The sequence below is a fragment of the Cellulomonas carbonis genome, assembly GCF_014636275.1.
Classification (GTDB): domain Bacteria; phylum Actinomycetota; class Actinomycetes; order Actinomycetales; family Cellulomonadaceae; genus Actinotalea; species Actinotalea carbonis.
Map to the genome: position 1 here is coordinate 149531 of NZ_BMEB01000003.1, position 23455 is coordinate 172985.

General features: G+C 76.5%; 16 protein-coding genes. 5 read left to right on the top strand and 11 right to left on the bottom strand.

Annotation, left to right across the window (positions count from 1 at the left end; genetic code table 11):
* The first annotated feature begins 236 nt into the window (after positions 1-236).
* Positions 237-1790 (top strand): SulP family inorganic anion transporter, encoded by a 1554-nt coding sequence (locus IEV86_RS10710; protein ID WP_043606557.1) that lies wholly within the window; start codon positions 237-239, stop codon positions 1788-1790.
* 71 nt (positions 1791-1861) lie between these two features.
* Positions 1862-3289 (top strand): outer membrane protein assembly factor BamB family protein, encoded by a 1428-nt coding sequence (locus IEV86_RS10715; RefSeq protein ID WP_043606554.1) that lies wholly within the window; start codon positions 1862-1864, stop codon positions 3287-3289.
* Positions 3290-3612: 323 nt separating this feature from the next.
* Here IEV86_RS10715 and IEV86_RS10720 read toward each other — a convergent pair whose 3' ends face one another.
* Together IEV86_RS10720 and IEV86_RS10725 are read right to left on the bottom strand one after the other, a co-directional pair.
* Positions 3613-6645, bottom strand: a complete 3033-nt coding sequence (locus IEV86_RS10720) for a hypothetical protein (protein ID WP_188484664.1) — start codon at positions 6643-6645, stop codon at positions 3613-3615.
* Position 6646: 1 nt separating this feature from the next.
* Complete coding sequence (locus tag IEV86_RS10725) at positions 6647-7387, bottom strand: hypothetical protein (protein WP_188484665.1); 741 nt, start codon at positions 7385-7387, stop codon at positions 6647-6649.
* A 216-nt stretch (positions 7388-7603) separates the two neighbouring features.
* Here IEV86_RS10725 and IEV86_RS10730 point away from each other — a divergent pair, with 216 nt between their 5' ends.
* A complete protein-coding gene (locus IEV86_RS10730) occupies positions 7604-8557 on the top strand; it encodes a sulfurtransferase (RefSeq protein WP_081978897.1) in 954 nt (317 codons plus the stop codon).
* A gap of 133 nt (positions 8558-8690) precedes the next feature.
* On the top strand, positions 8691-10235 hold the full coding sequence (locus tag IEV86_RS10735; RefSeq protein ID WP_043609119.1) for a CYTH and CHAD domain-containing protein: 1545 nt from the start codon (positions 8691-8693) through the stop codon (positions 10233-10235).
* 61 nt (positions 10236-10296) lie between these two features.
* Here the strand turns inward: IEV86_RS10735 and IEV86_RS10740 are convergent, their stop codons facing one another.
* The 9 genes from IEV86_RS10740 to IEV86_RS18200 form a co-directional block, all read right to left on the bottom strand.
* A complete protein-coding gene (locus tag IEV86_RS10740; protein ID WP_052426487.1) occupies positions 10297-12420 on the bottom strand; it encodes an iron ABC transporter permease in 2124 nt (707 codons plus the stop codon).
* On the bottom strand, positions 12417-13469 hold the full coding sequence (locus IEV86_RS10745) for an ABC transporter substrate-binding protein (RefSeq protein WP_081978894.1): 1053 nt from the start codon (positions 13467-13469) through the stop codon (positions 12417-12419). The genes IEV86_RS10740 and IEV86_RS10745 overlap by 4 nt, the downstream gene beginning before the upstream one ends.
* A 112-nt stretch (positions 13470-13581) precedes the next feature.
* Positions 13582-14427 carry an ABC transporter ATP-binding protein gene (locus IEV86_RS10750; RefSeq protein WP_081978895.1) on the bottom strand — a complete coding sequence of 282 codons (846 nt, stop codon included), beginning with the start codon at positions 14425-14427 and terminating at the stop codon, positions 13582-13584.
* A gap of 59 nt (positions 14428-14486) precedes the next feature.
* Positions 14487-15338: an META domain-containing protein gene (locus tag IEV86_RS10755; protein ID WP_152605755.1), complete on the bottom strand. Its 852-nt coding sequence runs from the start codon at positions 15336-15338 to the stop codon at positions 14487-14489.
* Positions 15339-15569: 231 nt separating this feature from the next.
* Entirely contained in the window at positions 15570-16019 is a 450-nt protein-coding gene (locus tag IEV86_RS10760) for a ScoMcrA-related endonuclease (protein ID WP_043609134.1), read from the bottom strand.
* Positions 16020-16021: 2 nt separating this feature from the next.
* Entirely contained in the window at positions 16022-16672 is a 651-nt protein-coding gene (locus IEV86_RS10765; protein ID WP_081978896.1) for an ABC transporter ATP-binding protein, read from the bottom strand.
* Entirely contained in the window at positions 16669-17592 is a 924-nt protein-coding gene (locus IEV86_RS10770) for an ABC transporter permease (RefSeq protein ID WP_188484666.1), read from the bottom strand. Before IEV86_RS10770 ends, IEV86_RS10765 begins: the two co-directional genes overlap by 4 nt.
* A complete protein-coding gene (locus IEV86_RS10775) occupies positions 17570-18652 on the bottom strand; it encodes an ABC transporter substrate-binding protein (RefSeq protein ID WP_052425887.1) in 1083 nt (360 codons plus the stop codon). The genes IEV86_RS10770 and IEV86_RS10775 overlap by 23 nt, the downstream gene beginning before the upstream one ends.
* Positions 18653-18663: 11 nt before the next feature.
* Positions 18664-21825 (bottom strand): NAD(P)-binding protein, encoded by a 3162-nt coding sequence (locus tag IEV86_RS18200; protein ID WP_272913598.1) that lies wholly within the window; start codon positions 21823-21825, stop codon positions 18664-18666.
* A 212-nt stretch (positions 21826-22037) separates the two neighbouring features.
* On the opposite strand from IEV86_RS18200, the gene IEV86_RS10785 reads away from it, so the two are divergent.
* Positions 22038-23444 carry a dihydrolipoyl dehydrogenase family protein gene (locus IEV86_RS10785; RefSeq protein WP_043603226.1) on the top strand — a complete coding sequence of 469 codons (1407 nt, stop codon included), beginning with the start codon at positions 22038-22040 and terminating at the stop codon, positions 23442-23444.
* Positions 23445-23455 lie beyond the last annotated feature (11 nt).

Consider the following 23455-nt stretch of genomic DNA (forward strand, 5'->3'; position numbering starts at 1 on the left):
GCGGTGCAGGGGCGGACGGGGCCAGGGCCGCGTGCTCGGCGTCGTCGGCCATGGGTCGGGCTCCTCGGGTGGACGGTGGCGCAACCCTACCGTCACGTGAGGGTAGGGTTGCCGCCGGCTGACCGCCGCGAACGCGGTCGCCTCCCGTGCGCAGCGTCGCGTGCCCTCCCGTCCAGCCCGGCACGCCGGGCGCCCGGGTCGTGCACGCGCGGCCCCGCACCTCCTGGAGCAGCTGCATGTCCGACGACGTCCGCGCGACCCTGCGCGACCCGGCGCCTCAGCCCCTGCCCGTCCGCGGTGCGCCCGAGGCCGACGAGTCCTTCTCGGTGCTCGGCGCGCTGCGGTCACCGCGTCGACTGCGTGTGGAGGTGCTCGCCGGGCTCGTCGTCGCGCTCGCGCTCATCCCCGAGGCGATCGCGTTCTCGATCATCGCCGGCGTCGACCCGCGCCTCGGGCTCTTCGCGTCGTTCACCATGGCGGTCTCGATCGCGTTCCTCGGCGGGCGGCCCGCCATGATCTCGGCGGCGACCGGGGCCATCGCGCTCGTCATCGCGCCCGTCGCGCGCGAGCACGGCGTGGACTACCTGCTGGCCACGGTGGTCGTCGGCGGCCTGCTGCAGGTCGTGCTCGGGGTGCTCGGCGTCGCGAGACTCATGCGCTTCATCCCGCGATCGGTCATGGTCGGGTTCGTCAACGCGCTCGCGATCCTCATCTTCCTGTCGCAGGTGCCCCACCTCACGGGCGTGCCGTGGGCGGTCTACCCGCTCGTCGCGGTGGGCATCGCGATCATGGTGCTGATGCCGCGCTGGACGACGGTGGTGCCCGCCCCGCTCGTCGCGATCGTGCTCATCACGGCCGCGACGGTGCTCGCGGCGATCGCCGTCCCGACCGTCGGCGACGAGGGCGAGCTGCCCGAGTCGCTCCCGGCGCTGCTGATCCCGGACGTGCCGTGGACCCTGGAGACGCTGCAGATCATCGCGCCGTACGCGCTGGCGATGGCGCTCGTCGGGATCCTCGAGTCGCTGCTCACGGCGAAGCTCGTCGACGACGTCACGGACACCCACTCGAACAAGACGCGTGAGGCCTGGGGTCAGGGTGCGGCGAACGTGATCACGGGGTTCTTCGGCGGCATGGGTGGCTGCGCGATGATCGGCCAGACGATGATCAACGTGAAGGTGTCGGGGGCGCGGACGCGGATCTCGACGTTCCTCGCCGGGGTGTTCCTGCTCGGGCTCGTCGTCGGCCTCGGCGACCTCGTCGCGATCATGCCGATGGCGGCGCTGGTCGCGGTGATGATCATGGTCTCGGTCGGCACGTTCGACTGGCACTCGGTGCACCCCGCGACGCTGCGCCGCATGCCGCGCTCCGAGACGGCCGTCATGGTCGCGACCGTCGCCGTCACGGTGCTCACGCACAACCTCGCCTACGGCGTCGTCGTCGGCGTCCTCGTCGCGATGGTGCTGTTCGCGCGGCGGGTCGCGCACGTCACGTCGGTCACGCGCCTGGACGCGTCCGACGACGACGACCAGCGCGTCTACGCCGTCGAGGGCGAGCTGTTCTTCGCGTCGTCGAACGACCTCGTCTACCAGTTCGACTACTCGGGCGACCCGCACGAGATCGTCATCGACATGACGAAGGCGCACGTGTGGGACGCCTCGACGGTCGCGACGCTCGACGCGATCACCCACAAGTACGCGCGGCGGGGGAAGAGGGTCACGATCGTCGGGCTCAACCCCGACAGCGCCGCGCGGCACGACCGGCTCGCGGGGAACCTCGGCGCGGGTCACTGAGCCGGGTCGGCGCGGCGGGCGCCGGGGCGGCACGGCTGGGCGAGCGGGTCGTGCGGACGTAGCCTGACGGGATGGCCCGGGGCGGCGACGGGATGGTCGACGTCGAGCTCGACGAGCCGCCGCTCGAGGGTGAGCCGGCGGCCGCTCGTGGCCGCCCTGCAGCGCCGGCCGGTCCGCTCGGTGACCGCCTGCGCCGCGCCGCCCGACGTCGCTGGCCGGTCGCCGTCGTCGCGGTCCTGGTGCTGGGCGTGTCGGCGCGCGTGTCCGACGCCGCGGCGGCACGCGACGACGCGGCCGTGGTCGCCGGCTTCTCGGCCGTCCCCGGGGTCGCACCCTCCCTGCGCGTCGCTCCTCGGGAGGTGTGGCGCGTCGAGGGCCGCGCGCAGACCGTCGCCGGGCTCGTCCTGACCCACGGCAGCACGCCCGACGGCGTCGTCCTCACGGCCCGGGACGCGACGGGCGACGTCGTCTGGACCGCTCCCGTCCCGACCGACCGCGCGTCGCCCGCGGCGGGTGGTGCGCGTCCCGACTGCGCCGCCGCGGACGACGTCCTGGTGTGCGAGGTCACCGGCGGCGGGGTGCGCGCGCCCAACACGGACGCCGTCCTCGGCGGGCCGCCCGACATGCTGCTCACGGTGCGCGCCGACGACGGCACGACGGTGCGGGTCGAGGACGCGACGGACGTCGTCGACGTGGCCGTCGCGGACGCCGACGTCGTCGTCGCGCGGGTCGAGGGCGGGTTCGTCCGCGTGGAGCGAGCCGACCCGCGCACGGGCGAGGTCCGGTGGTCCACCCCGCTGCCGCAGCCTCTCGCCGACGGCGTGCCGCCCGAGACGGTGGCGATCGACGTCGAGGCAGGGCTCGTGACCGTCGAGGACGCGCTGGGTGCGGTGATCGACGTCGACGACGGGACGCTCGTCGGCGCGTGGCCACGACCGCCCGCGGGCCCGATCACGGTCGACGCGACGACCGTCGGGTTCACGGTGTGGCGGCCCGCCGTCGGCGCGTCGTGGTTCGACCGCGACGGCTCGGTCGGCGCGTGGTTCCCGGGCGACCCGGTCCGGACCGAGGTGTCGGACGGGTCGGCGCCCGAGATGGTGCTCGTGCGCGTCGACGGGTCCCTCCAGGCGGTGGACGTCCGGGAGGGGTTCCACCTGTGGACGCGGTCGGGTGTCGAGCGGGTGCTCCTGCGCATCGACGGCCTCGTCGCGCTCGAGGGCGACGGGGCCGTGCGCGTCGTCGACCTGCGCACCGGTGACCTGCTGTGGAGCGTCGGGGTGCCGGGCGACCGCGGCCCCGACCAGGCCGCCGTGACCGACGGCGTGCGGCTCCTCGTGCTCGCCGAGCGCGACGGCGCGCGCCGCCTCGTCGCGCGGGACCTGCGGACCGGCAGCGAGCGCTGGTCGACCCCGCTGCAGCCCGGCCGGGCGGGCCCCGCCGTCGATGGTGGCCTGCTCGTGTCCCGCGAGGGCCGCGACCACGTCGTCTGGGGCGGGTAGGCGCCCGGTCCGGTGGTGGCTGTCTCGGCCGGGAGCGGCGGTGTGTCGGTCGGACCGCCCCCGGACATCGTCGAGTTCGCGCTTCTGGTGCCGAGTTCGCGTTCCTGCGACGCGAGTTCGGCCGAAGGACGCGAACTCGGCGTCGGAAGGTCGCCGCGCCTTCCGCCTCGTGATCCCGCTGGCGACGTGCGAGCTCGCCGTCGGGCCGACGACGACGGGGCGGGCTGGTTCGTGACCAGCCCGCCCCGTCCGGATCGCACCGTCCCGTCCATCGCACCGCCCCGTCAGCACCGGCCCCGCGCCGCGGGCCGGTCCGCGCCGGGCTACAGGAAGCGGCGGCGCAGCGGGAGGGCGACCGCGCCCAGCCCGAACAGCGCGGCGGCGGCGATCCCGCGGCCGAGCGTGCCCGCGCTCGAGCCGTCGACGGCGGCGATGTCGAGCGAGTACGCCGTCATCGCCGCAGCCCCGTCGGGAGCCCCGTACGCCATGCCCTCCTCCTCGGCGCGCTGCGTGCCCGCCTCGATGACGGCGTACTTGACGCCGTAGTCGGCGGCCGTCGCGGCACCCGTCTCGACGAGCACCGAGGTGCCCTCGTCGGAGAGCCGCTTCGCGCCGTCGACCAGCGCCGGAGCGCCCGCGGCCGCCTCGGTCAGGCCGTCGGCGAGGAGCACCGCCCCGTCGCCCGCGTCGGCGAGGCCCGCCGCGAGCTCGGCGCTCCCGGCCGCGAGCTGGTCGGTCCCGTCGACGAGCCGGCCCGTCCCGGCCGCGAGCTCGTCCGCGCCGTCGTCGAGCGCCGTGGCACCCGCGACGAGTGGGCCCGACCCCTCGGCGAGCGTCCCCGCGCCGTCGGCCAGCGTGCCGGCACCGGCCGCGAGGGTCGTCGCCCCCGCGTGCAGCGCGGCGGTCCCGACGGCGAGCGCCGCCGACCCCGTGCTGAGCGCGCCCGTCCCCGCGGCCAGCCGCGCCGCACCCTCGCGCAGCGTGGTCGTGCCCGTGGCCAGCGCCCCCGCACCCGTGCTGAGCGTGGTGGTCCCGGCGGCGAGCGTCGACGCGCCGACGCGCAGCGCGCCCGTGCCGTCGGCGAGCGTCCCGGCGCCCGTGCTCAGCGCTGCGGCACCCGCCGAGAGCCGGCCGAGTCCGGCGAGCAGCTCGTCGGCACCCGCGAGGATCTGGGTCGTGCCTGCCTCGAGCGACGCGGTGCCCCCGCGGATCGTGCCGTCCGCGACCGTCTGGCCCTCGGTGCCGACCGCTCCCTGCACGCTCGCGACGACGGTCGTGACGAGCTGGTCGATCCCGCCGCCGACGCGCACGAGCCCGCCGTCGAGCCCGCCGTCGAGCCCGGCCTCGTCCCCGCACACCGCCGACGTCGTCGCGGCGTCGAGCCCGCCGAGCCCGCACTGCAGACGCCACACGCCCGGCACGACGCCGTCGGTCAGCACCCCGCCGAGCACCTGGAGCCCGGGCCCGAGCGGGACGACCGGCGCGGGCGGCGTCGTGTAGAGCGCCGCGACCGCCTCGAGCGTCGCGCGCTCGGTGCCGCTCTTGGTCTGCGCGACCCCGCTGACGAACGCCCCGAGCTGCGCGAGCCGCTGCGCGTTGCCGGGCTCCGCGACGACGACGGTCGCACCCGTGTCCGCGAGCACCGTCAGGAGCGCGCCGAGCTGCCCTGCCGTGGTCCGCAGCGACGTCGCGCCGGCCTGGAGCTGCGTGATGCCCGCGCGGAGGTCGGCGACGCCCTCGACGAGGGGAGCGGCCTGCGCGGGGACCGCACCCACGCCGTCGTGCAGCTGCGCGAGGCCCGCGTCGAGCCGGTCGAGCCCGCCCTGCACCTGCCGGAGGCCGTCGAGCAGCGCGGGTGCCTCGCCGCCGGCCGTCGTGAGGCCCGCGTCGAGCTGCGCGGCGCCCGCGGCGAGCGACCGCGCGCCGTCGTCGGCGCTCGCGGTGCCCGCGGCGAGGGTCCGTGCGCCCGCGTCGAGCTGCGTCGCGCCCGCCGCGAGGTCCTGCGCGCCGTCGTCGACCTGGGCGGTCCCGGCAGCGAGCGCCTGGGCTCCCTCGTCCACCTGGCCCGTGCCGTCGGCGAGCGTCGCCGCGCCGTCGTCGACCTGGTCTGCGCCGGCGGCGAGGTCCTGCGCACCCGCGGCCGCCTTGTCGGCACCGTCGGCGAGCGCCTTGGCGCCCGCGCCGACGCGCAGCACGCCGTCGGCGAGCTGGGCCGTACCCGTGTTCAGCCGCCGCACGCCCGCGTCGAGCTCGCGTGCGCCGTCGTCGAGGTCGGCGGCACCGTCGGCGAGCCGCCCCGCGCCCGGGACGGCCTCGCCCGCGAGGCCCTCGGACAGCGTGCGCGCGCCGGCCTCGAGCTGCCGGAGCCCGTCGAGCAGGGTCGCGGCGCCGTCGTGCAGCCGCAGCAGGTTGGCGTCGATCTCGCTCGCGCCCGCGGTGAGCGCGATGCCGCTCTCGGCGCCGCCCGCGTAGCTCGCCGCGCCGCCGCGGAACGACGGCGACTCGAGCGGCCGCACGGGCAGCACCGACACGTTCGCCGCGGGGACGACGCCGTCGCGGATCGTCGCGGTGTACCCGAACTCCGCCGTGGGCGACCCGATCGGGGGGAACAGCGTCATCGTGAAGGACAGCTTGGTGCCGCCCCGGCCGTCGCCCGCGATCGACGCCTCACCCGAGCTCACCGCGGTGAACGACGACGGCAGCACGGTCGTGAGCTGGCCGACCATCGGGATGACCGTCTCGGCGGTCGCGGTCGCGGTGCCGCCGTGCCCGTCGTCGTACGTGACCTGGTCCTCGCGGACCGTGAGGTTGCGGACGGTGTAGCGGACCTCGAGCTCGCCGCTGCGCCCGACGACGGCGCCCGGCGTGACCGGCTCGCCGTCGAGCAGGTACGTGACCTCGACGCCCACGGGCAGGTCGCCGTCGTGGTCGGAGACCGTGCGCAGGCGGCGCTCGCCGTCGACCTCGACCGTCGCGCGCATCGCGCCGTCCTGCACCGAGAAGCCGCCGAACGCGTCGAGGTTGCGCAGGCCGTCGGTCGACGTCGGGTTGACGACGGTCGCGGTGCCCGAGCCGGTGAAGGACAGCTGCTCGTACAGGCGCGCCTCGCGGACGCGGCCCGTGGCGTCGAGCTTGGCCTGGACGGTCTCGGTGTTGACGATCGTGAGCCCGCCGTCGTCGGTCGTCGCGGCGGCCGCACCCGCGGTCGCGAACGGTGACGCGAGCAGCGCGACCAGCGGCACGCTCGCGACGGCGGTGACCGTGCGGCGGGTCGCGCGGCGGCGCGACTCCGTGGTGGGGACGGGGGAGGCGGCGGGGCTGGTCCCGGGCGTGGCCCGGCGGTGGCGGTGGGTCACGTCAGGCCTCCGGGAAGAGCTCGAACGGGCGGGACACGAGCGGCGCGGACGTCCGGGCGGACTTCGGGGCGGACCGCTCGGGGGACGTGCGGGCGGACGGCTCGCCCGCCCTCGGGAACGGGTGCACCACGCCGGTGGCGGTGGCAGCGGCGGGCTCCGGGGCGGCCGCGGTGCGGGCGGGCGTCGGGGTGACCTGCTCGGCGGTGCGCTCGCGGCGACGGCGCGGGCCGGCGTCGTCGTCCGCGTCGTCGTCAGCGGTCTCGTGCCCGGGCGCGACGAGCGCCGCCGCGACGAACCCGAGGCCCGCCGCGACGAGCACGGCGGTCGCCTGCGCGGGTGAGGTGCTGAGGAACGCGGTCGGGTTGGCCGTGTAGGCGGTCTCGTACGCGCCGGCCATCGCGCCCGCGCCGAGCAGCGCGGCCCACAGCGGGAGCCGGCCGCCGCTCGCGACGGCGACGACGACGCACAGCGCGACGACCGCGACGACCGCGACCGTGCGGCCGCTCGTCGCGTCGGGCAGGGCGACGGCGCGCAGCAGGTAACCGGCCCACGCGGCGAGCAGGCCGAGCGCGAACGCCCCGGCCCGGCGTGCAGGGGTGGCGGCGGGGACGAGCGCGAGCGCGCCGCCGACGGCGAGGCCGAGCAGGGCGACGCCGAGCACCTCGGGACCGACGAGACCGGAGACGACGACCGTGAGCGCGGCGGCGATCGCGAGCGCGACGCCGGCGAGCAGCTGGGACATGGACCACCTCGTTGTGGTGTGCGGGAGGGAGCGTCGGGGGCATCGCGAGGGCGGCGCCCGACCCCGTTGTCGTACGCCGCCCCGCGAGTGAGAGGTTTCTAGCAGCGACACGAAGTCTCCGGACCCCCGGTACTAGGTACTTTCTTCCCAGGGAGACGGATCGTTATGCGGCTGTGACCTTGGCCACACTCCCGGCGAGGCTGCGAGAGTGTGCTCATGACCAGCACGGATGCCCCCGACCGCGCGCGAGCGCTCGTCTCGCCCGAGGCCCTCGACGCCCTGCTGCGCGAGCGGCCCGACCTGCTCGTGGTCGACGTCCGGTGGGCGCTCGCGGGCCCCGAGCGCGCCGCGTACGAGGCCGCGCACGTCCCCGGCGCGGTGTTCTGCGACCTCGACGCCGAGCTCGCCGCGCCCCCCGGCGACGGCGGCCGCCACCCGCTGCCCGACCCCGACGCGCTGCTCGGGACCCTGCGGCGCCTCGGCGTCTCGCCCGGCCGGACGGTCGTGGCGTACGACGGCGGCCACGGCGCGGCGGCCGCCCGGCTGTGGTGGGTGCTGCGCTGGGTCGGGCACGACGACGTGCGCGTGCTCGACGGCGGGTTCGCGGCGTGGTGCGAGGTGGGCCTGCCCGTCGAGTCGGGGTGGGTCGAGCCGACCGCCGCCGACGACGCCGTCGTGCACCCGGGCGCCATGCCGACCGTGACCGCCGACGACGTGCTCGCGGGTCGCGCCGGGCTCGTCGTCGACGCGCGGACGCCGGAGCGCTTCCGGGGCGAGGCCGAGCCGGTGGATCCTGTCGCGGGGCACATCCCGGGGGCGGTGTCGCTGCCGGTCGCGGACGTGCAGGCCGACGGCGGCCGGTACCGGCCGGCCGGGGAGCTGGCCGGCGTGTTCGCCGCGGTGGGCGCCGGTGGTGCGACCGGGGCCGCGGGTGCCGGGACAGGCGGCGGGATCAACCACAGGGCCGACGACAGGGTCGACGACAGCCCCGGCGATGGCGACGACGACGACGCCGCGCGCCCCGCCCTCACGGCGTCGTGCGGGTCCGGTGTCACGGCCGCACAGCTCGTCCTCGCCGCGCACGAGGCCGGGGTGCCCGTCGCGCTCTACCCGGGCTCGTGGTCGGGGTGGATCCGCGACCCCTCCCGGCCGGTCGCGACGGGCGCCTGAGCCCCGCGACCGTAGTCCCCGCCTTGCGTGAAGACCTCTGACCGGAAGGCGACCCGAACGCTTCACGCAAGGGTGGTCTGCCGGGGCTGCCCCACCCGCGCACCCCACGAGCCCTCACGGCAGGATGGGCCGCATGGCGTCCTCGCAGGTGGAGCACGAGATCAAGCTCGACGTCCCGGCCGGTGCCGAGGTCCCGGACCTCAGGTCGCTGCCGGGCGTCGCCGAGGTGCGGCCCGAGACGGTCGAGCTCGAGGCGCAGTACATGGACACGGCCGACCTGTCCCTGCTGCGCGCCCGGACCACGCTGCGTCGGCGCACGGGCGGCCCGGACGAGGGGTGGCACCTCAAGCGGCCCGTGTCGGCCGACGGCACGCGGCGCACCGAGCTGCACGCCCCGCTCGGCTCGTCGACCACGGTCCCCGCGGCTCTGCGACGACAGGTCCAGGTGGTCGTCCGCGGCCGCCCGATCGTGCCCGTCGCGACGTTGAGCACGACCCGCACCTACCACCGTCTCGTCGCCGACGACGGGCGGGTGCTCGCCGAGGTCTGCGACGACGTCGTCCGCGGCCGGGTGGGAGACGCCGTCCGGCGGGGTGACGACGCTGCCGCGCCCGACGACGACGCGTGGCGCGAGTGGGAGGTCGAGCTCGTCGACGGCGAGCCGGACCTCCTCGACGCCGCCGGCGAGCTGCTGACCCGGGCCGGTGCCGAGCCGGCCGGCCGCGCGTCGAAGGTCGGCCGCGTCCTGTCCGGTGTCCTCCCGGACGCCCCGCCCGAGCCGTCGAGCGGGCTCGGGCGCAAGCGGGCCGGGACGGTCGTGTGGGAGCACCTCGCGGCGCAGGTCGCGGCGCTGCAGGCCAACGACCCGCTCGTGCGGACCGACGAGCCGGACGCCGTCCACGACATGCGGGTCGCGACCCGGCGGCTGCGCAGCGCGCTCAGGACGTTCCGGCCGCTCGTCGACCGGGACGTCACCGACCCGCTCCGCGACGAGCTGAAGCGGCTCGGCCAGGTCCTCGGGGAGGCCCGCGACGCCGAGGTCCTGCGCGGCCGTCTCCGCTCGACGGTCGACGACCTCGACGCCGAGCTCGTCGTCGGCCCGGTCGCCGCGCGCGTCGGCGAGGAGCTCGACGGCGCGTACCGGACGGCGCACCGGGCGGCCGTCCGCGTCCTCGACGCGAAGCGCTACCTGCGGCTGCTCGACGACCTCGACCGACTGGTCGCCGACCCGCCGTGGACGGGCCGGGCCCGCGACCGTGCCGACGACGTCCTGCCGCGCCGCGTCCGTTCCGCGCACCGCGACGTCGTCCGTGCGGTCGACCGCGCCGCGTCGACGGCGGGCGGGTCGCGCGACGTCGCGCTGCACGAGGTCCGCAAGGCCGCCAAGCGCGCGCGGTACGCCGCCGAGGCGGTCGCGACCCGGTTCGGGGAGCCGGCCGAGCGCTACGCGGCCGCGATGGAGGCCGTCCAGGACGCGCTCGGCGAGCACCAGGACGCCGTCGTCGCGCGGCGGGTCCTGCGCGACCTCGGGATGCGCGCGCACCTGGCGGGTGAGAACGGCTTCACCTGGGGTCTGCTCCACGGGCTCGAGCAGGCGCGGGCCGACGCGGCCGAGAGCGCGTTCGCCGAGGCGTGGGCGGTCGCGTCGCGGAAGAAGCTGCGTCGCTGGTTCGACTGAACGGGACGAGGGCCGGGCGCCGCCGCGCGCGCCGAGCCGCATGGCACACGCCCGCCCCGCCTCACACCCGCGCGCCGCGCGCCGTCCGGCTCAGCAGCCACACGAAGTACGGCGCACCCACGAGCGCGGTGACCAGCCCGACGGGCAGCTGCGCGGGCGCGATCACCGTCCGCCCGATGGTGTCCGCGACGCTCACCAGGAGCGCCCCGGTGAGCGCCGCCGCCGGGAGCGACCAGCGGTGCGCCGCCCCGACGAGCCGTCGCGCCATGTGGGGTGCGACGAGTCCCACGAACCCGACCACCCCGACGGCCGACACGGCCGTGGCCGCGAGCAGCGCGGCGAGGACGAGGGCCCGGTTCCGCTCCGCCCCGACGCGCACGCCGAGCACGCGGGGCGTGTCCTCGTCGATCGCGACGAGGTCGAGCCGGCGGTGCGCGGCCCACGCGAGGGGCAGGGCGACGAGCAGTGCGACTGCCACCGGGGCGCTCTGCTCGAGCGTGCGGCCGTACGTCGAGCCCGACAGCCAGGTGAGCGCCATCGTGGTGTTCCACGGGCTCGTGACGACGACGATCACCGTGATGAGACCCGCGGTGACCGCGTTCAGGCCGACGCCCATGAGGACGAGCCGGTCGGCGCCGCGGCTGCGTCCGCACAGCGCGAGCAGCGTCCCGAACGCGACGACCGCGCCGACGGCCGCCGACCCGGTCACGGCCCACACCCCCGCCGAGGGCACGAGCGCGATCGTCACGACGGCCCCGATGCCCGCGCCGCCCGTGATGCCGAGCAGGCCGGGGTCCGCCAGCGGGTTCCGCACGAGCGTCTGCACGAGCGCACCCGCGAGACCGAGCGCCGCGCCCGCGAGCAGGGCCGCGACCACGCGCGGGGACCGCTGGTCGAGCACGAACGTGACGGTCCGACCCGCGGAGTCGCGCAGCCAGTTCACGACGTCGCCCGTGAGCAGCAGACGGTCGCCGAGGAGCAGGCCCGCGACCCCGGCCGCGACGACGGCGGCCGCGAGGACCGCGACGGTCACGGCCGCGCGACGTGAGGTCCGGGGCCGGGCGCCCGCGGCCGCCGTCGTGCGCGAGACGTCGTCGCGCAGGCGGCGCGCCGCCCAGATCAGCACCGACGCGCCGAACACCGTCGTGACGACGCCCGTCGGGACCGTCATGCGCGCGGCGTCGGGCAGCAGGGTGCGGAGCAGGACGTCGGCCGCGAGCACGACGATGCACCCGACCAGGCCGGCGAACGGCACGAGCAGCACGTGCCGCGACAGGCCGGGGACGCGCCGCGCGAGCAGGCGCGCGACGACGGGAGCGCCGAGGCCGACGAACCCCACGGGCCCTGCGACGGTGACCGCGGCGGCCGAGAGCACGACGGCGACCAGCACCGACACGACGCGGAGCCGCCGCACGTCGACGCCGAGCACCGACGCGGCGTCGTCGCCGAGCGCGAGCAGGTCGAGCCGGCGCCCGAGCAGCATCGCCGCGGCGAGCGCGACGACGACGACGGGTGCGACGCGCGCGACGGTGCCCGTGCCGGACTGCGCGACGTTGCCCGCCCCCCAGGCGAACAGCCCGGTCGTCTCCTGCGCGTAGAGCAGCAGCATGACCGTCGCCGCGGAGTCGAGCGCGAGCGCGACGGCAGCGCCCGCGAGGACGAGGCGCGTGGGGCCGCTCGCGCCGGCACGTGACAGCGCGAGCACGAGGGCGGCGGCGGCGAGCCCGCCGAGGAACGCGACGGACCCGCGCAGCGCGACCGGGAGGGTCAGCCCGACGGCGGCGACGGCCACGACCGCGACGTACCCGCCCGCGTTGACGGCGAGCGTGTCGGGGGACGCGAGCGGGTTGCGCGCGACCGACTGCAGCACCGCACCCGCGGCGCCGAGCGCGACGCCGACGAGCAGCGCGGCCAGGACCCGGGGGAGCCGCGACGCGACGAGCACCGCGACATCGGCCTCACCGCCCCGGCCGAGCACGGCGGCGAGGAGGTCCCCGGCGCCGACGTCGGCGCTGCCGAGCGTGAGGTCCACGACGGCGAGAACACCCACGGCCGCCGTGGCGACGAGCAGCGCGAGCGCCGCCGCGACGCCGGGCCGCCGCAGGGCAGCACCGGCTCCCGGGCGCGACGCCGACCCCCGGAGCGCGGACGCACCGGGGGTCGGGGTGCTCGTCGTCGTGGTCACTCGGTCAGGGCAGCGACGACCGCGTCGACGAACGCGGTCCCCGACGCGGGGCCGCCGAACATCCAGATGCCGTCGGGGATGCGGTGCACCTGACCCGACGTGACGAACGGCAGCTTCTGCCAGACGGGGTTGTCGGCGAGGCCCTCCGCGAAGGGGTCGGTCTCGGCGGCGTTGGCGGCGTAGACGAAGTGCACGTCGTCGAGCGCGGTGAGGCCCTCGACGTCGGTTGCGCTCAGGCCGTAGTCCGGGTCACCCTCACCCGTCCACGCGTTCTCCAGGCCGAGCTCGCCGAGCAGGGCCCCGAAGAACGAGCCGCCGGTGAACATGCGCACGGAGACGACGCCGTTGTTGTCCCAGCCGTCGGCCATCGTCACGGGTGCGCCCTCGAGCCCGGCGTCGGCGAGCGCGGCGCGGCCGTCGGCCAACGCGGCGTCGAAGTCGGCGAGGAGGTCCTCGCCGCGGTCCTGCGTGCCCGTGACCTCGGCGAGGGTCTCGACGGTGCGCCGCAGGTAGCCCATGGGGTCCTCCGCGTCCGACCCCCGCAGCGCCAGGACCGGGACGGACTCCTCGATCTGCGCGATGACGGCGTCCGGCAGGTCCGTGGTCGTGACGACGAGGTCGGCGTCGAGCGCGGCGATCGCGTCGAGGCTCGGCTCACCGCGGAACCCGACGTCGGGGACGGACGCGTCGAGCGGCTCGACCGTCGCCCAGGTGTTGTAGCCCGCGACGTCGGCCTGGCCGACGGGCACGACGCCCAGGCTGAGCAGGTTCTCCGTCAGGCCCCACTCGAGCGAGACGACGTCGACCGCGGGTGCGTCGAGCATGACCTCGCCGCGCTCGTCCGTCACGGTGACCGGCCCGGCGTCGCTGACCGCGCGGTCGTCGGTCGTGGCCCCGGTCGCCTCCGCGGGCTCCTCGGTCGTGCCGCACGCGGCGAGCAGGCCGACGACGGCGATCGTGGCGAGCGCGGCGACGGGTCGGCGCGCGCTCCGGGCGGCCTCAGGGGCGGAAGCCCCACGCGTGCGGGTGGCGGGACGGGTCAGGCGCATGGGTGTCCTTCGGTCGAGCCCTCGCGGGCAAGGGGGTGCCGCGGACGCGGCGTGGGGAGGGTTGTCGTGCGGTGCCGCGGGCGGCGGGCCGGGCCGGTCGCGGTGGGTCGGGTCAGCGGCGGGCGTGCCGTCCCACGGGGTGGGTGCGGACGCGGCCGGCCGCGTCGGTCGTGACGTCGACGCGGATCCCGTACACGGCGCTGAGCCGCTCCGCGGTGAGCACGTCGGCGGGCGCGCCGGCGGCGACGACGCGGCCGCGTTCGAGCAGCACGAGGTGGTCGGCGACCGCTGCGGCCTGGTCGAGGTCGTGCAGGACGACGCCGACCGCGACGTCGTGCTCCTCGACGAGGTCGCGGACGAGGTCGAGCACCTCGACCTGGTACCGCAGGTCGAGGTGGTTGGTCGGCTCGTCGAGCAGCAGGACGCGCGTGTCCTGCGCGAGGCAGGACGCGAGCCACACGCGCTGGAGCTCGCCGCCGGACAGCTCGTCCACGGCGCGCGCGGCCATGTCCGCGGTGCCCGTGACGTCCATCGCCCAGGTGATCGCCCGGGCGCCGTCGGCGTCGTGCCCGCGCCAGCGCGGCCGGTGCGGGTGCCGGCCGTAGGCGACGACGTCGCGCACGGTGACGCCGCCCGGCACGGGCCGGTTCTGCGACAGGAGCGTGACCCGGCGCGCGAACGACGTCGCGTCGAGCGCGAGCGCGTCGGCGTCGGGCAGGTGCACCGAGCCGGAGGCCGGGGCGTGCAGGCGGGCGAGCGCGCGGAGGAGCGTCGACTTGCCGGAGCCGTTGGGCCCGACGAGCGCGGTGACCTCGCCGGCGCGCAGCGTGATGCTCGCGGACTCGACGACGACGGCGTCGCGGTAGGCGAGCCGCAGGGAGTCGCCGCGGAGGGCGGGGGCGTCGGGACGGGCGGCCGCCCCGACGGCACGGAGGGGCTCGAGCTCGACGGTGGTCACGAGGAGGAAGGTAAGCCTTACCTCAGTCGTCGATCAAGCCGGGTCCACGGGTGGTGCGGTCAGTCGCTCCTGCTCAGCCGTCCGAGCTCCTCGCCGTCGGCGTCCAGCAGGACCAGCGCACCGCCGTCCATCCCGACCCGCCGGGCCGTCGCGACCCACGACGGGACGGGCGCACCGTCGCAGCCGATGGCCGTCATCGGCCCGGAGGTCGCGAGGAAGCGGCCCTCCGCGCCGAGCGCCCAGCGCCCGGCGGCGCCGTTGCAGCCGTCCGACCCCGTGTAGGTCCCGTCGCCCGCGAGGTCGACGTGCGGCTCGTCGTCGGCGACGGGGGCGTCGGCCACCCACCGTCCCGTGAGGTCCTCGCGGGTCGGCGGGCTCAACGCGGGAGGCAGTGGCGCGGGTGACGCGAGGACCTCCCGTGTCCGATCGGTGACCTCAGGTGGGCGCGTCCACTCGTCCGTGACGTCGGGGTGCGGGTCCGGTGCGCCGTCCACGCGGAGCGTCGCGACGACGGCGCCGTCGACGTCCACCAGCTCCCAGCCCGAGCCGGTCCCGCGGTACCCGACGACGGCGCCCAGCCACCCGGCGTCCTCGGGGTCCGCGTCGCCGATCCAGCCGTCGACCGACGCGACGAGCAGCGAGCCACCCGCCGTCCACGACCCGAGCACGACGTCGCCGTCGGACCAGAGCTGGAGCTCGGACGCGTCGAGCCGGAGCCACTCGGCGTCGGACCCGCCCGGGCGCTCGACGCGCCACAGGCCGACGAGGCCCTGCGGGTCGGCGTCCGCGTCCTGCTCGGCGACGCCCGGCGGCACGGGTCGCCCGCCGTCCGGGCCGCACGCGGTCACGCCGAGCACCCCGATCGCCGCGCCCACGACGGCCGCCAGCCACGCCCCGCGTCGTCGTCGCACGTCACGCCTCCCGTCCTCACCGGGTACGTGTCGCGACGCGTCTCGGCCTTGCGTCGCGGGACCGAGGACGGGCGACCGAACAGGCCGGGCGTCGCGACCGTCGCGAGCACCACCACCCGCACGATGGGGAACCGCTCCGTGGCCGTCCCGGTCCGTCTGCTGCCCGCCATGGTGACCCCCCGCTCGAGCGACCTACGAGGTCTACCACCGGGCGGCGTCGTCGGCGCGGGGTCAGCCGCAGTCGTCGCAGATGCCCGTGGCGGGCAGCGTCATCGAGCACGTCGGGCAGATCGGGGGCGGGACCTCGGCCGTCGACCGCGTCGTCCGCGTCGTCCGCGTCGCGCGCGGAGTCGCGGTGCGGGTGTGCGACGCCCGCCCGGGGGCCTCGCGGAGGGCCACCGCCGGCTCGGTGACCATGAACCCACGACGGCGCAGGATCGTCACGACGCCGTCCATCCCGCCGCTCTGGAACTCCTCGGGCGTCGCGAGCCGGCCTGTCGCGAACCGGTGCGCGACCGCGAGCAGCGCCCGGGCGTCGTAGGTCCGGCCCTCGTGGACGAGCGCGTAGCCGGGCGTCGGGCCGAAGCCGTAGACGTCGAGGAACGCGTCGCCGCCGCGCTGGTCGTACTCCGCGATCGCCTGGAGCACGTGCTGTCCCGTCACGGAGGAGAAGGTCGCCACGGTCACGAGCCTACGTCCGCGGCCGGCCCACCTCGGCCCGTGCCGACGCCGACCGGGACCGGGGCCGCGCTCCGCAGCGCGACCGGCCGCGCCCCGACGCGCGCGACGTCGTCCGGGTCGTGCGTCACGAGCAGCGTGGTCCGGCCGTGGCAGCGCTCGCGGACGCGCTCCGTCAGGAGCGGCCGCACGTCGGCGTCGAGGCCGGTGAACGGCTCGTCGAGCACGACGAGGTCGGCGTCGACCGCCAGGGCACGCGCGATCGCGACGCGTCGCCGCTGCCCGCCCGACAGGTCCCGCACGGGTACGACGACGTCGCGCCCGGAGAGCCCGACCGCGGCGAGCGCGTCCAGCGCGGCACGCCCGGCCGCCGCGTCGCGCGCCGACCCGAGCACGAGCCGTACGTTGTCGACCGCCGAGAGCCTGGTGCACAGGCGGTCCTCCTGGAACACCGCGGCGCGGCGCAGGCCCGCGGTCCCGACGACGACGCCGCGGTCGGGCCGGACGAGCCCCAGCAGCACGCGCGCGACCGTCGTCTTGCCCGAGCCGTTGGGCCCGGTCAGCGCGGTGATCGACCCGTCGGGCAGCTCGAGGTCGAACCCGTCGAGGACGACGTGCGCCCCGTAGCGGACCCGGACCCCCCGCAGCGCGATCACGGTCCGCCTCCCGTCCGCGGGGCGGGCGACCCGGGATCACCCGGGCGCGACCCCGGCGTCCGCGCTCCACCTACCCGCCGTAGCAGCGCACGCACCGCGAGCTCGCTCACGCGCGCGGCCACGACGACGACGACCGTCCACGCGAGCAGGTCGGCGCTGCTGAGCAGCACGCGCGCCTGCTGCATCTGCTCGCCGACGCTGCCGTCGGGCATGCCGATCACCTCGGCCGCGACGCCGCTCTTCCACGCGAGCCCGATGCCGATCGAGCACGCGGCCGCGAGGTGCGGCAGCACCGCGGGCAGGTCGACCGCGGCGAGCCGCCGCACGAGCGGGACGCGGAACACCTCGGCGACCTCGAGCAGCGCCCGGTCGCGCTGCCGGACCCCCTCGCGGACGCTCGTCCACACGATCGGCAGCACCATGAGGAAGCTCACGACCGCCGCGAGACGCGCGCTGTCCGCCCACAGGAGCAGCAGCACGACGATCCCGACGACGGGCACGCTGCGGATCGCCGACATCAGTGGCGCCGTGAGCGCGTCGACCACGCGCGACGTCGACGCGACCGCGGCCCCGGCCGTCCCGACGACGACGCCGAGCCCGAACCCGACGGCGACGCGCGCGAGCGTGTGCGCGACGGTCAGCCAGAACTCGCCCGTCGTCGCGAGCACGCCGAGCCGCGCGACGACGTCGACCGGCGACGCGAGGAGCAGCGCGTGCCCCACCACGAGGCTCGCGACCTGCCACACCCCGAGCCAGAACGCCGCGACGAGGGACGCACGCCCCGCCGCACCCGCCCAGGCGGGGCGCCCCGCCGCGGCTGCCCGCCCCGCCGCGGCTGCCCGCGCGTGAGGCCGCCCGCCGCGACGTGCGGCGTGGACGGGCCGGCCGCCGCCGCCGTCACGGGTCGACGTAGAGCTCATCGGGCACGCTCCCGCCGACCGAGGCCGGGTCCGCGGCGGCCAGGACCCGCAGGTACGCGTCGAGCGCGGACCGCATCTCCGCGCCGTCGAGGTAGGTGATGCCGGACACGGGGATCGCCGCCTCCGCGACGGCTACCGAGCCGAGGATCCCGGCGTCCGCGACGAGGACCGCCGCGGTCGCCGGGTCGGCGTTCGTCAGGGCCGTCGACGCCTGAAGGTCGGCCAGGAAGGTGCTGAGCGCGTCCGGGTGCTCGTGCGCGAACGCGGTCCGCACGACGACGACACCCGTGACCATGGGCGTGCCCTCGACCGCCTCCCACACGTCGGCGAGGCGGACCGCCGTCCGCAGCGCGGGGCTCTGCGCGATCGCCGCTGTCGCGAACGGCTGCGGCAGCACGCCGATCGCGCCCGGCCGGCTCGCGACGAGCGCGGCGACCTCGGTGTGCTCGCTGCGGTACTCGACCGTGACGTCGACGCCGGGCTCGAGCCCCGCGCCGCGCAGCAGGTGGTCCAGCACGTACTCGGGCGACGCGCCCTTGCCCGAGCTGTACACCGTGCGGCCCGCCAGGTCGGCGAGGTCGTCGACCGTGCCGCCGTGCTCGACGACCTCGAACGTCCCGAGGGTCGTGACCGCCGCGACCTGCACCTGGGGCCCGTCGTCGGTCAGCGTGCGGTGGTGCAGCACGCTCGCGAGGTTCGCGGGCACGAGCGCGACGTCGACGGCGCCCTGGACGACGAGCGGCACGACCTCGTCGGGCGTCCCGTGCATCGTGAGCTCGTAGTCCTGCGCCGCGCGCCCGTGCGCGTCGTCGTCCATGAGCCCGACCAGGCCCATGGTCGTCGGGCCCTTGAGCGACGCGACCCGGACGGTCGGCGCGTCGACGCGCGCGGCGTCGTCGTCGGCCGAGCGCGCGGGGTCCGCCGACGACGCCGCGGCGGGGGCGGCCGGGGAGGTGGCGGGCGCGGTCGTCGCGCAGGCCGCGAGCAGCGCCGTCAGCGCGAGCGCGGTCGCGAGGGCGGCCGGGGCCCCGGGTCGGTCGTGCGCACGTCGTCGGTCCACGGTGGTCCCCCTCAGCGCCGCACGGGCGCGTACGTCGTGTGCAGCAGACGGTGTGCGGTCTCGGAGTTGGGCGTGCCGTAGAGGTCGTCGTACAGCCGCAGGAGGTCGGTGTTCCCGGGCGAGGTGCGGCACACCGACGCCTCGTCGATGTCGAGCAGCACCTGCTGCCGCGCGGCGACCTGCCCGACCTGGCGCGGCACGGGCTGGCCGGCCCCGTTGATGCAGCCGCCCGGGCACGCCATGACCTCGATGAGGTCGTACCCGACGTCCTCGCCCGCGGTGATGCGCTGCGCGAGGTCCTCGACGTTCCGCAGGCCCGAGACGACGGCGACCCGCACCGTCGTGCCGCCCGCCGTGACGGTCGCCTCCTTGAAGCCCTCGAGCCCGCGGACCTCGTGGAGGTCGACCGACTCGGGGCGCTCGCCCGTGAGCTCCTCGAGCGCCATCCGCAGCGCCGCCTCGGCCACGCCGCCCGACGCGCCGAACAGCATCCCCGCGCCCGTCGTGCGCGCGTAGGGCGCGTCGAACTCGGCCGGGACGAGGTCCTCGGGCTCGAGGCGCAGCATCTGCACCATCTCGAGCAGCTCGGTCGTGGTCAGCACCGCGTCGACGTCGCGCACGCCGTCGGGCGCGAACTCGGGCCGTGCCGCCTCGGCCTTCTTGGCCATGCACGGCATGACCGACACGACGAAGACGCGCCGGCCCTCGAGGCCGTCGTGCCGCGCGACGTGGTTCCGCACGGTCGCGCCCATCATCTGCTGGGGTGACCGGCAGCTCGACAGGTGGGGGATGAGGTCCGGCCACCGCCGCTCGACCCACGCGACCCAGCCCGGGCAGCACGACGTGAGCTGCGGCAGCACGCCGCCGCCGCGGACCCGGCCGAGGAACTCCGTCGTCTCCTCGATGACCGTGAGGTCGGCCGCGAACGCGACGTCGAACACCTTGTCGAAGCCGACGCGCTTCATCATCCCGGCGACGAACGCCGACGCCTCGACGGCCGGGACGCCGTACTCCGCGGCGATCACCGTCCGCACCGCGGGCGCCACGAAGCCGACGACGACGGTGTCCGGGTCGTTGATCGCGGTGAACACGTCGCCGCGCTCGCGGACGTAGTCGAGCGCCCCGCACGGGCACGCGCGCACGCACTGCCCGCACGAGATGCAGTCGGTCTCGCTGAGCGGCAGCCCGCTGCGCGTCCCGACGGTGAGGCGCCCGTTCTCGAGCTGGAACGCGAGGACGCCCGGCCCCTCGATCTCGGCGCACGCCGCGACGCAGCGCCCGCACGAGATGCACTTGTTGTGGTCGCGCACGATGAACGGGTGGTCCCGCACGAGCGGCGTCCACGGCCGCACGTGCAGCGTCGGCCCGAAGGTCACGCCGTGGGCCGTGGCCTCGTCGCGGAGCGAGCAGTGGTCCTGCTTCGCGCACCCGCACGCGAGGCAGCGCGACGCCTCGGCCCGCGCCTGCTCCGCGGTGAGCGGGTGCTCGACCTCGGCGAAGCCGACGCGGTCCTCGACCGGCAGCGACGGCGGCGTCACGCGTGCGACGCGCACGACGTCGGCGTGCGCGTCACGCGGGAGGTCCTCGAGCGTCCCGCGGCTGCACGAGTAGTCCTCCTCGCCCGGGCGCACGTAGCCCCGCGTGAGGAGGTCGTCGATCGCCGCCGCGGCCCGCCGCCCCGCCGCGACCGCCTGGACGACGGTCGCGGGTCCGGTCACGCAGTCGCCACCGGCGAACACCTTGCGCTCGGAGGACTCCATGGTCCGGCCGTCGACGTCGACGTCGCCCCACGCGTTGAGGCGCAGCGGCAGGTCGTTGTAGAGGAAGGCGGTGTCGGTGGCCTGGCCGATCGCGCCGATGACCGTGTCCGCGCCGACCGAGAACTCGCTGCCCGCGACGGGCACGGGCCGGCGCCGGCCGGACCGGTCGGGCTCGCCGAGCTCCATCCGCAGGCAGTGCAGGCGGAGCCCGTCGTCGGCAGCGGTGATCCGGCTCGGCGCGGCGAGGAACAGCATCTCGACGCCCTCGGCGAGCGCCTCGTGCACCTCGAACGGCTCGGCGGGCATCTCGTCGCGCGTCCGGCGGTAGACGAGCGTGACGTGCCGGGCGCCCTGGCGCAGCGCGGTGCGCGCGCAGTCGATCGCGGTGTTCCCGCCGCCGACGACGACGACGCGGTCGCCGACGTCGATCGCGGTGCCCTTGGTGACCTCCTCGAGGTAGTGGATGCCGAGCCACACGCCGTCGAGGTGGTCGCCGTCGATCTGCAGGGGCGTGGCCCGCCAGGAGCCGATCGCGAGGTACACGGCGTCGAAGTCGCGGCGCAGGTCCTCGAGCTGCAGGTGCGTGCCCAGGCCGCGCCCGGTGACGATCTCGACCCCGAGCGACTCGATGACGCCGATCTCGCGGTCGAGGGTCGCCTTGGGGAGCCGGTACTCGGGGATGCCGTAGCGCAGCATCCCGCCCGGCTGGTCCTGCTTCTCGAAGACCGTCACGGCGTGCCCGGCGATCGCCGCGTAGTACGCCGCGGCCAGGCCCGACGGACCCGCACCGACGACGGCGACGCGCCGCCCCGTCGGCTCGCCCACGCGCGGCGTCCACGGCTCCTCGCGCGCCATGTCCCAGTCGGCCGCGAACCGCTTGACCGCGTTGATCGCGACGGGCTCATCGACGAGCGAGCGGCGGCACTGCTCCTCGCACGGGTGTGGGCACACGCGGCCGCACACCGACGGGAACGGGTTGCGGTCCTTGATCACGCGAACGGCGGCCTCGTAGTTCCCGTCGGCGACGTGGCGCAGGTAGGTCTGGATGTCGATCGAGGCGGGGCACGTGCTCACGCACGGCGCGATGCAGTCGGCGTTGTGGTCGCACAGCAGCTGCTCGAGCCGGACCTTGCGGTACGCCTCGAGGCGCGGCGACCGCGTCGTGATGCTCATGCCCGCGCGGACGGGCGTGACGCACGCCTTGACGTCGCGCGGCCGGTCCTCGCCGAGGCCGACCTCGACGACGCACAGGCCGCAGTTGCCGTTGGCGCGCTCGAGCCGCACGTCGTGGCACAGCGACGGGACGTCCACGCCCTCGGCCTCGAGCGCCCGCAGGATCGTGAGGTCCTCGCGCAGCCGGAGCTCGCGGCCGTCGACGCTCACGCTGACCCGGTTCGCGGACTCGTCGCTCACGCCGACCTCCATCGGTCTCGCGCAGCGCGGCTCCGGACGGCGACGGTCGCCACCCCGTGACGGGGGCCGGAGTCGACGCTGGCTCCACCGCCAGGCTCGCGGGCCGGTGGACGCCCCGCCACGGACCTCGGGCCCAGGCTGCGCACGGAACTCGCCGGGAGAAATCGCCCGGCCGCCTCGCGGGCGGGTCCGCGAGCCGGGAGCATGGGCGCATGATCGACTCCTACGACGTCCTCGTGGTCGGTGCGGGTCCCGCGGGGACGGCGGCGGCGCTGCGCGCGGCGGAGCTCGGCGCCCGGGTCGGCGTCGTCGAGTCCGGCCCGACGGGCGGCACGTGCGTCAACACCGGCTGCGTCCCCACGCGCGTGCTCGCCAAGACCGCGCGGCTCATGCGCGAGGTCCGCACGGCCGACGCGTACGGGATCTCGGTGACCGAGCAGCACATCGACTGGCCGACCACGGTCGCGCGCGTCCGGGCCACGGTCGACCGGGTCCGGGCCGCCAAGGACGACACGGGCCGCTTCGCCGAGGCGGGCGTCGACCTGCTCCGGGGCCGCGCGCGCTTCGTGTCGCCGCACGAGCTCGACGTGACCGCCGCCGACGACGGCGACGTGCGGCGGGTCCGCGCCGAGCGGGTGATCCTGTGCGTCGGCGGGCACTCGCGGCGGCTGCCCGTGCCCGGCGCTGAGCTCGCGACCATGCCCGAGGACGTCCTGGACCTGCCCGACCTGCCGCGCCGCGTCGCCGTCGTCGGTGCGGGCAACACGGGCGCGCAGCTCGTGACGATCTTCAACGCGTTCGGCAGCGACGTGACGCTGCTCGAGGTCGCGCCGCGGATCCTCGCTCAGACCGACGCCGACGTGTCCGCGCACGTCGAGAAGGCCTTCCGCGAGCAGGGCGTGCGCGTCGAGGTGGGCGTCGAGACGGTCGACGGGCTCGAGCGGGTCGACGACGGGATCCGGCTGAGCTGGCGCGCGGGCGACGGCGGGGGGAGCGACCACGTCGTCGTCGACGCGGTGGTCATGAGCACGGGCTGGCCCGCCGCGATCGAGGACCTCGGGCTCGAGGCCGCGGGCGTCGAGGCGGGCAAGGGACGCATCCCGGTCGACGAGTACCTCGCGACGAACGTCGGCCACGTCTACGTCGCGGGCGACGCGAACGGCATCGCGATGCTGGTCCAGGCCGCGAACGCCGAGGCGGAGGCGGCGGCGCGCAACGCCGTCCTCGGCACGACGGTCCGCACGCCGCACCACCTGCTCCCCGCGGGCGGCTTCACCGACCCGGACTACGCCGACGTCGGCCTCACCGAGGACCAGGCGCGCGAGCGCGACGAGCACTGCGTCGTCGCGCTGGTCGAGCTCGCCGAGCTCGAGCGGCCCGTCATCGACGACCGGCCGCGGGGCTTCCTCAAGCTCGTCGCCGACCGGCGTCGCGAGTACCTGCTCGGCGCGCACGCCGTCGGGGAGAACGCGGTCGAGGTCATCCAGTCGGTGACGACGGCGATGGCGGCCGGGGTCGACGTCGCAACGCTCGCGAAGGTCGAGTTCGCGTACCCGACGTACAGCGCGGCGATCGGGGTCGCGGCGCGCCGGCTGCTCGAGGCGCCGTCCGTGCGGTGACCGTCTGCGGT

What these genes read in the sequence shown, in the direction of transcription:
- IEV86_RS10710 (WP_043606557.1), top strand. Translation starts at nt 237, where the DNA reads ATGTCCGACGACGTCCGCGCGACCCTGCGCGACCCGGCGCCTCAGCCC.
- IEV86_RS10715 (WP_043606554.1), top strand. Translation starts at nt 1,862, where the DNA reads ATGGCCCGGGGCGGCGACGGGATGGTCGACGTCGAGCTCGACGAGCCG.
- IEV86_RS10725 (WP_188484665.1), bottom strand. Translation starts at nt 7,387, where the DNA reads ATGTCCCAGCTGCTCGCCGGCGTCGCGCTCGCGATCGCCGCCGCGCTC.
- IEV86_RS10730 (WP_081978897.1), top strand. Translation starts at nt 7,604, where the DNA reads ATGACCAGCACGGATGCCCCCGACCGCGCGCGAGCGCTCGTCTCGCCC.
- IEV86_RS10735 (WP_043609119.1), top strand. Translation starts at nt 8,691, where the DNA reads ATGGCGTCCTCGCAGGTGGAGCACGAGATCAAGCTCGACGTCCCGGCC.
- IEV86_RS10745 (WP_081978894.1), bottom strand. Translation starts at nt 13,469, where the DNA reads ATGCGCCTGACCCGTCCCGCCACCCGCACGCGTGGGGCTTCCGCCCCT.
- IEV86_RS10770 (WP_188484666.1), bottom strand. Translation starts at nt 17,592, where the DNA reads ATGAGCTCTACGTCGACCCGTGACGGCGGCGGCGGCCGGCCCGTCCAC.
- IEV86_RS10785 (WP_043603226.1), top strand. Translation starts at nt 22,038, where the DNA reads ATGATCGACTCCTACGACGTCCTCGTGGTCGGTGCGGGTCCCGCGGGG.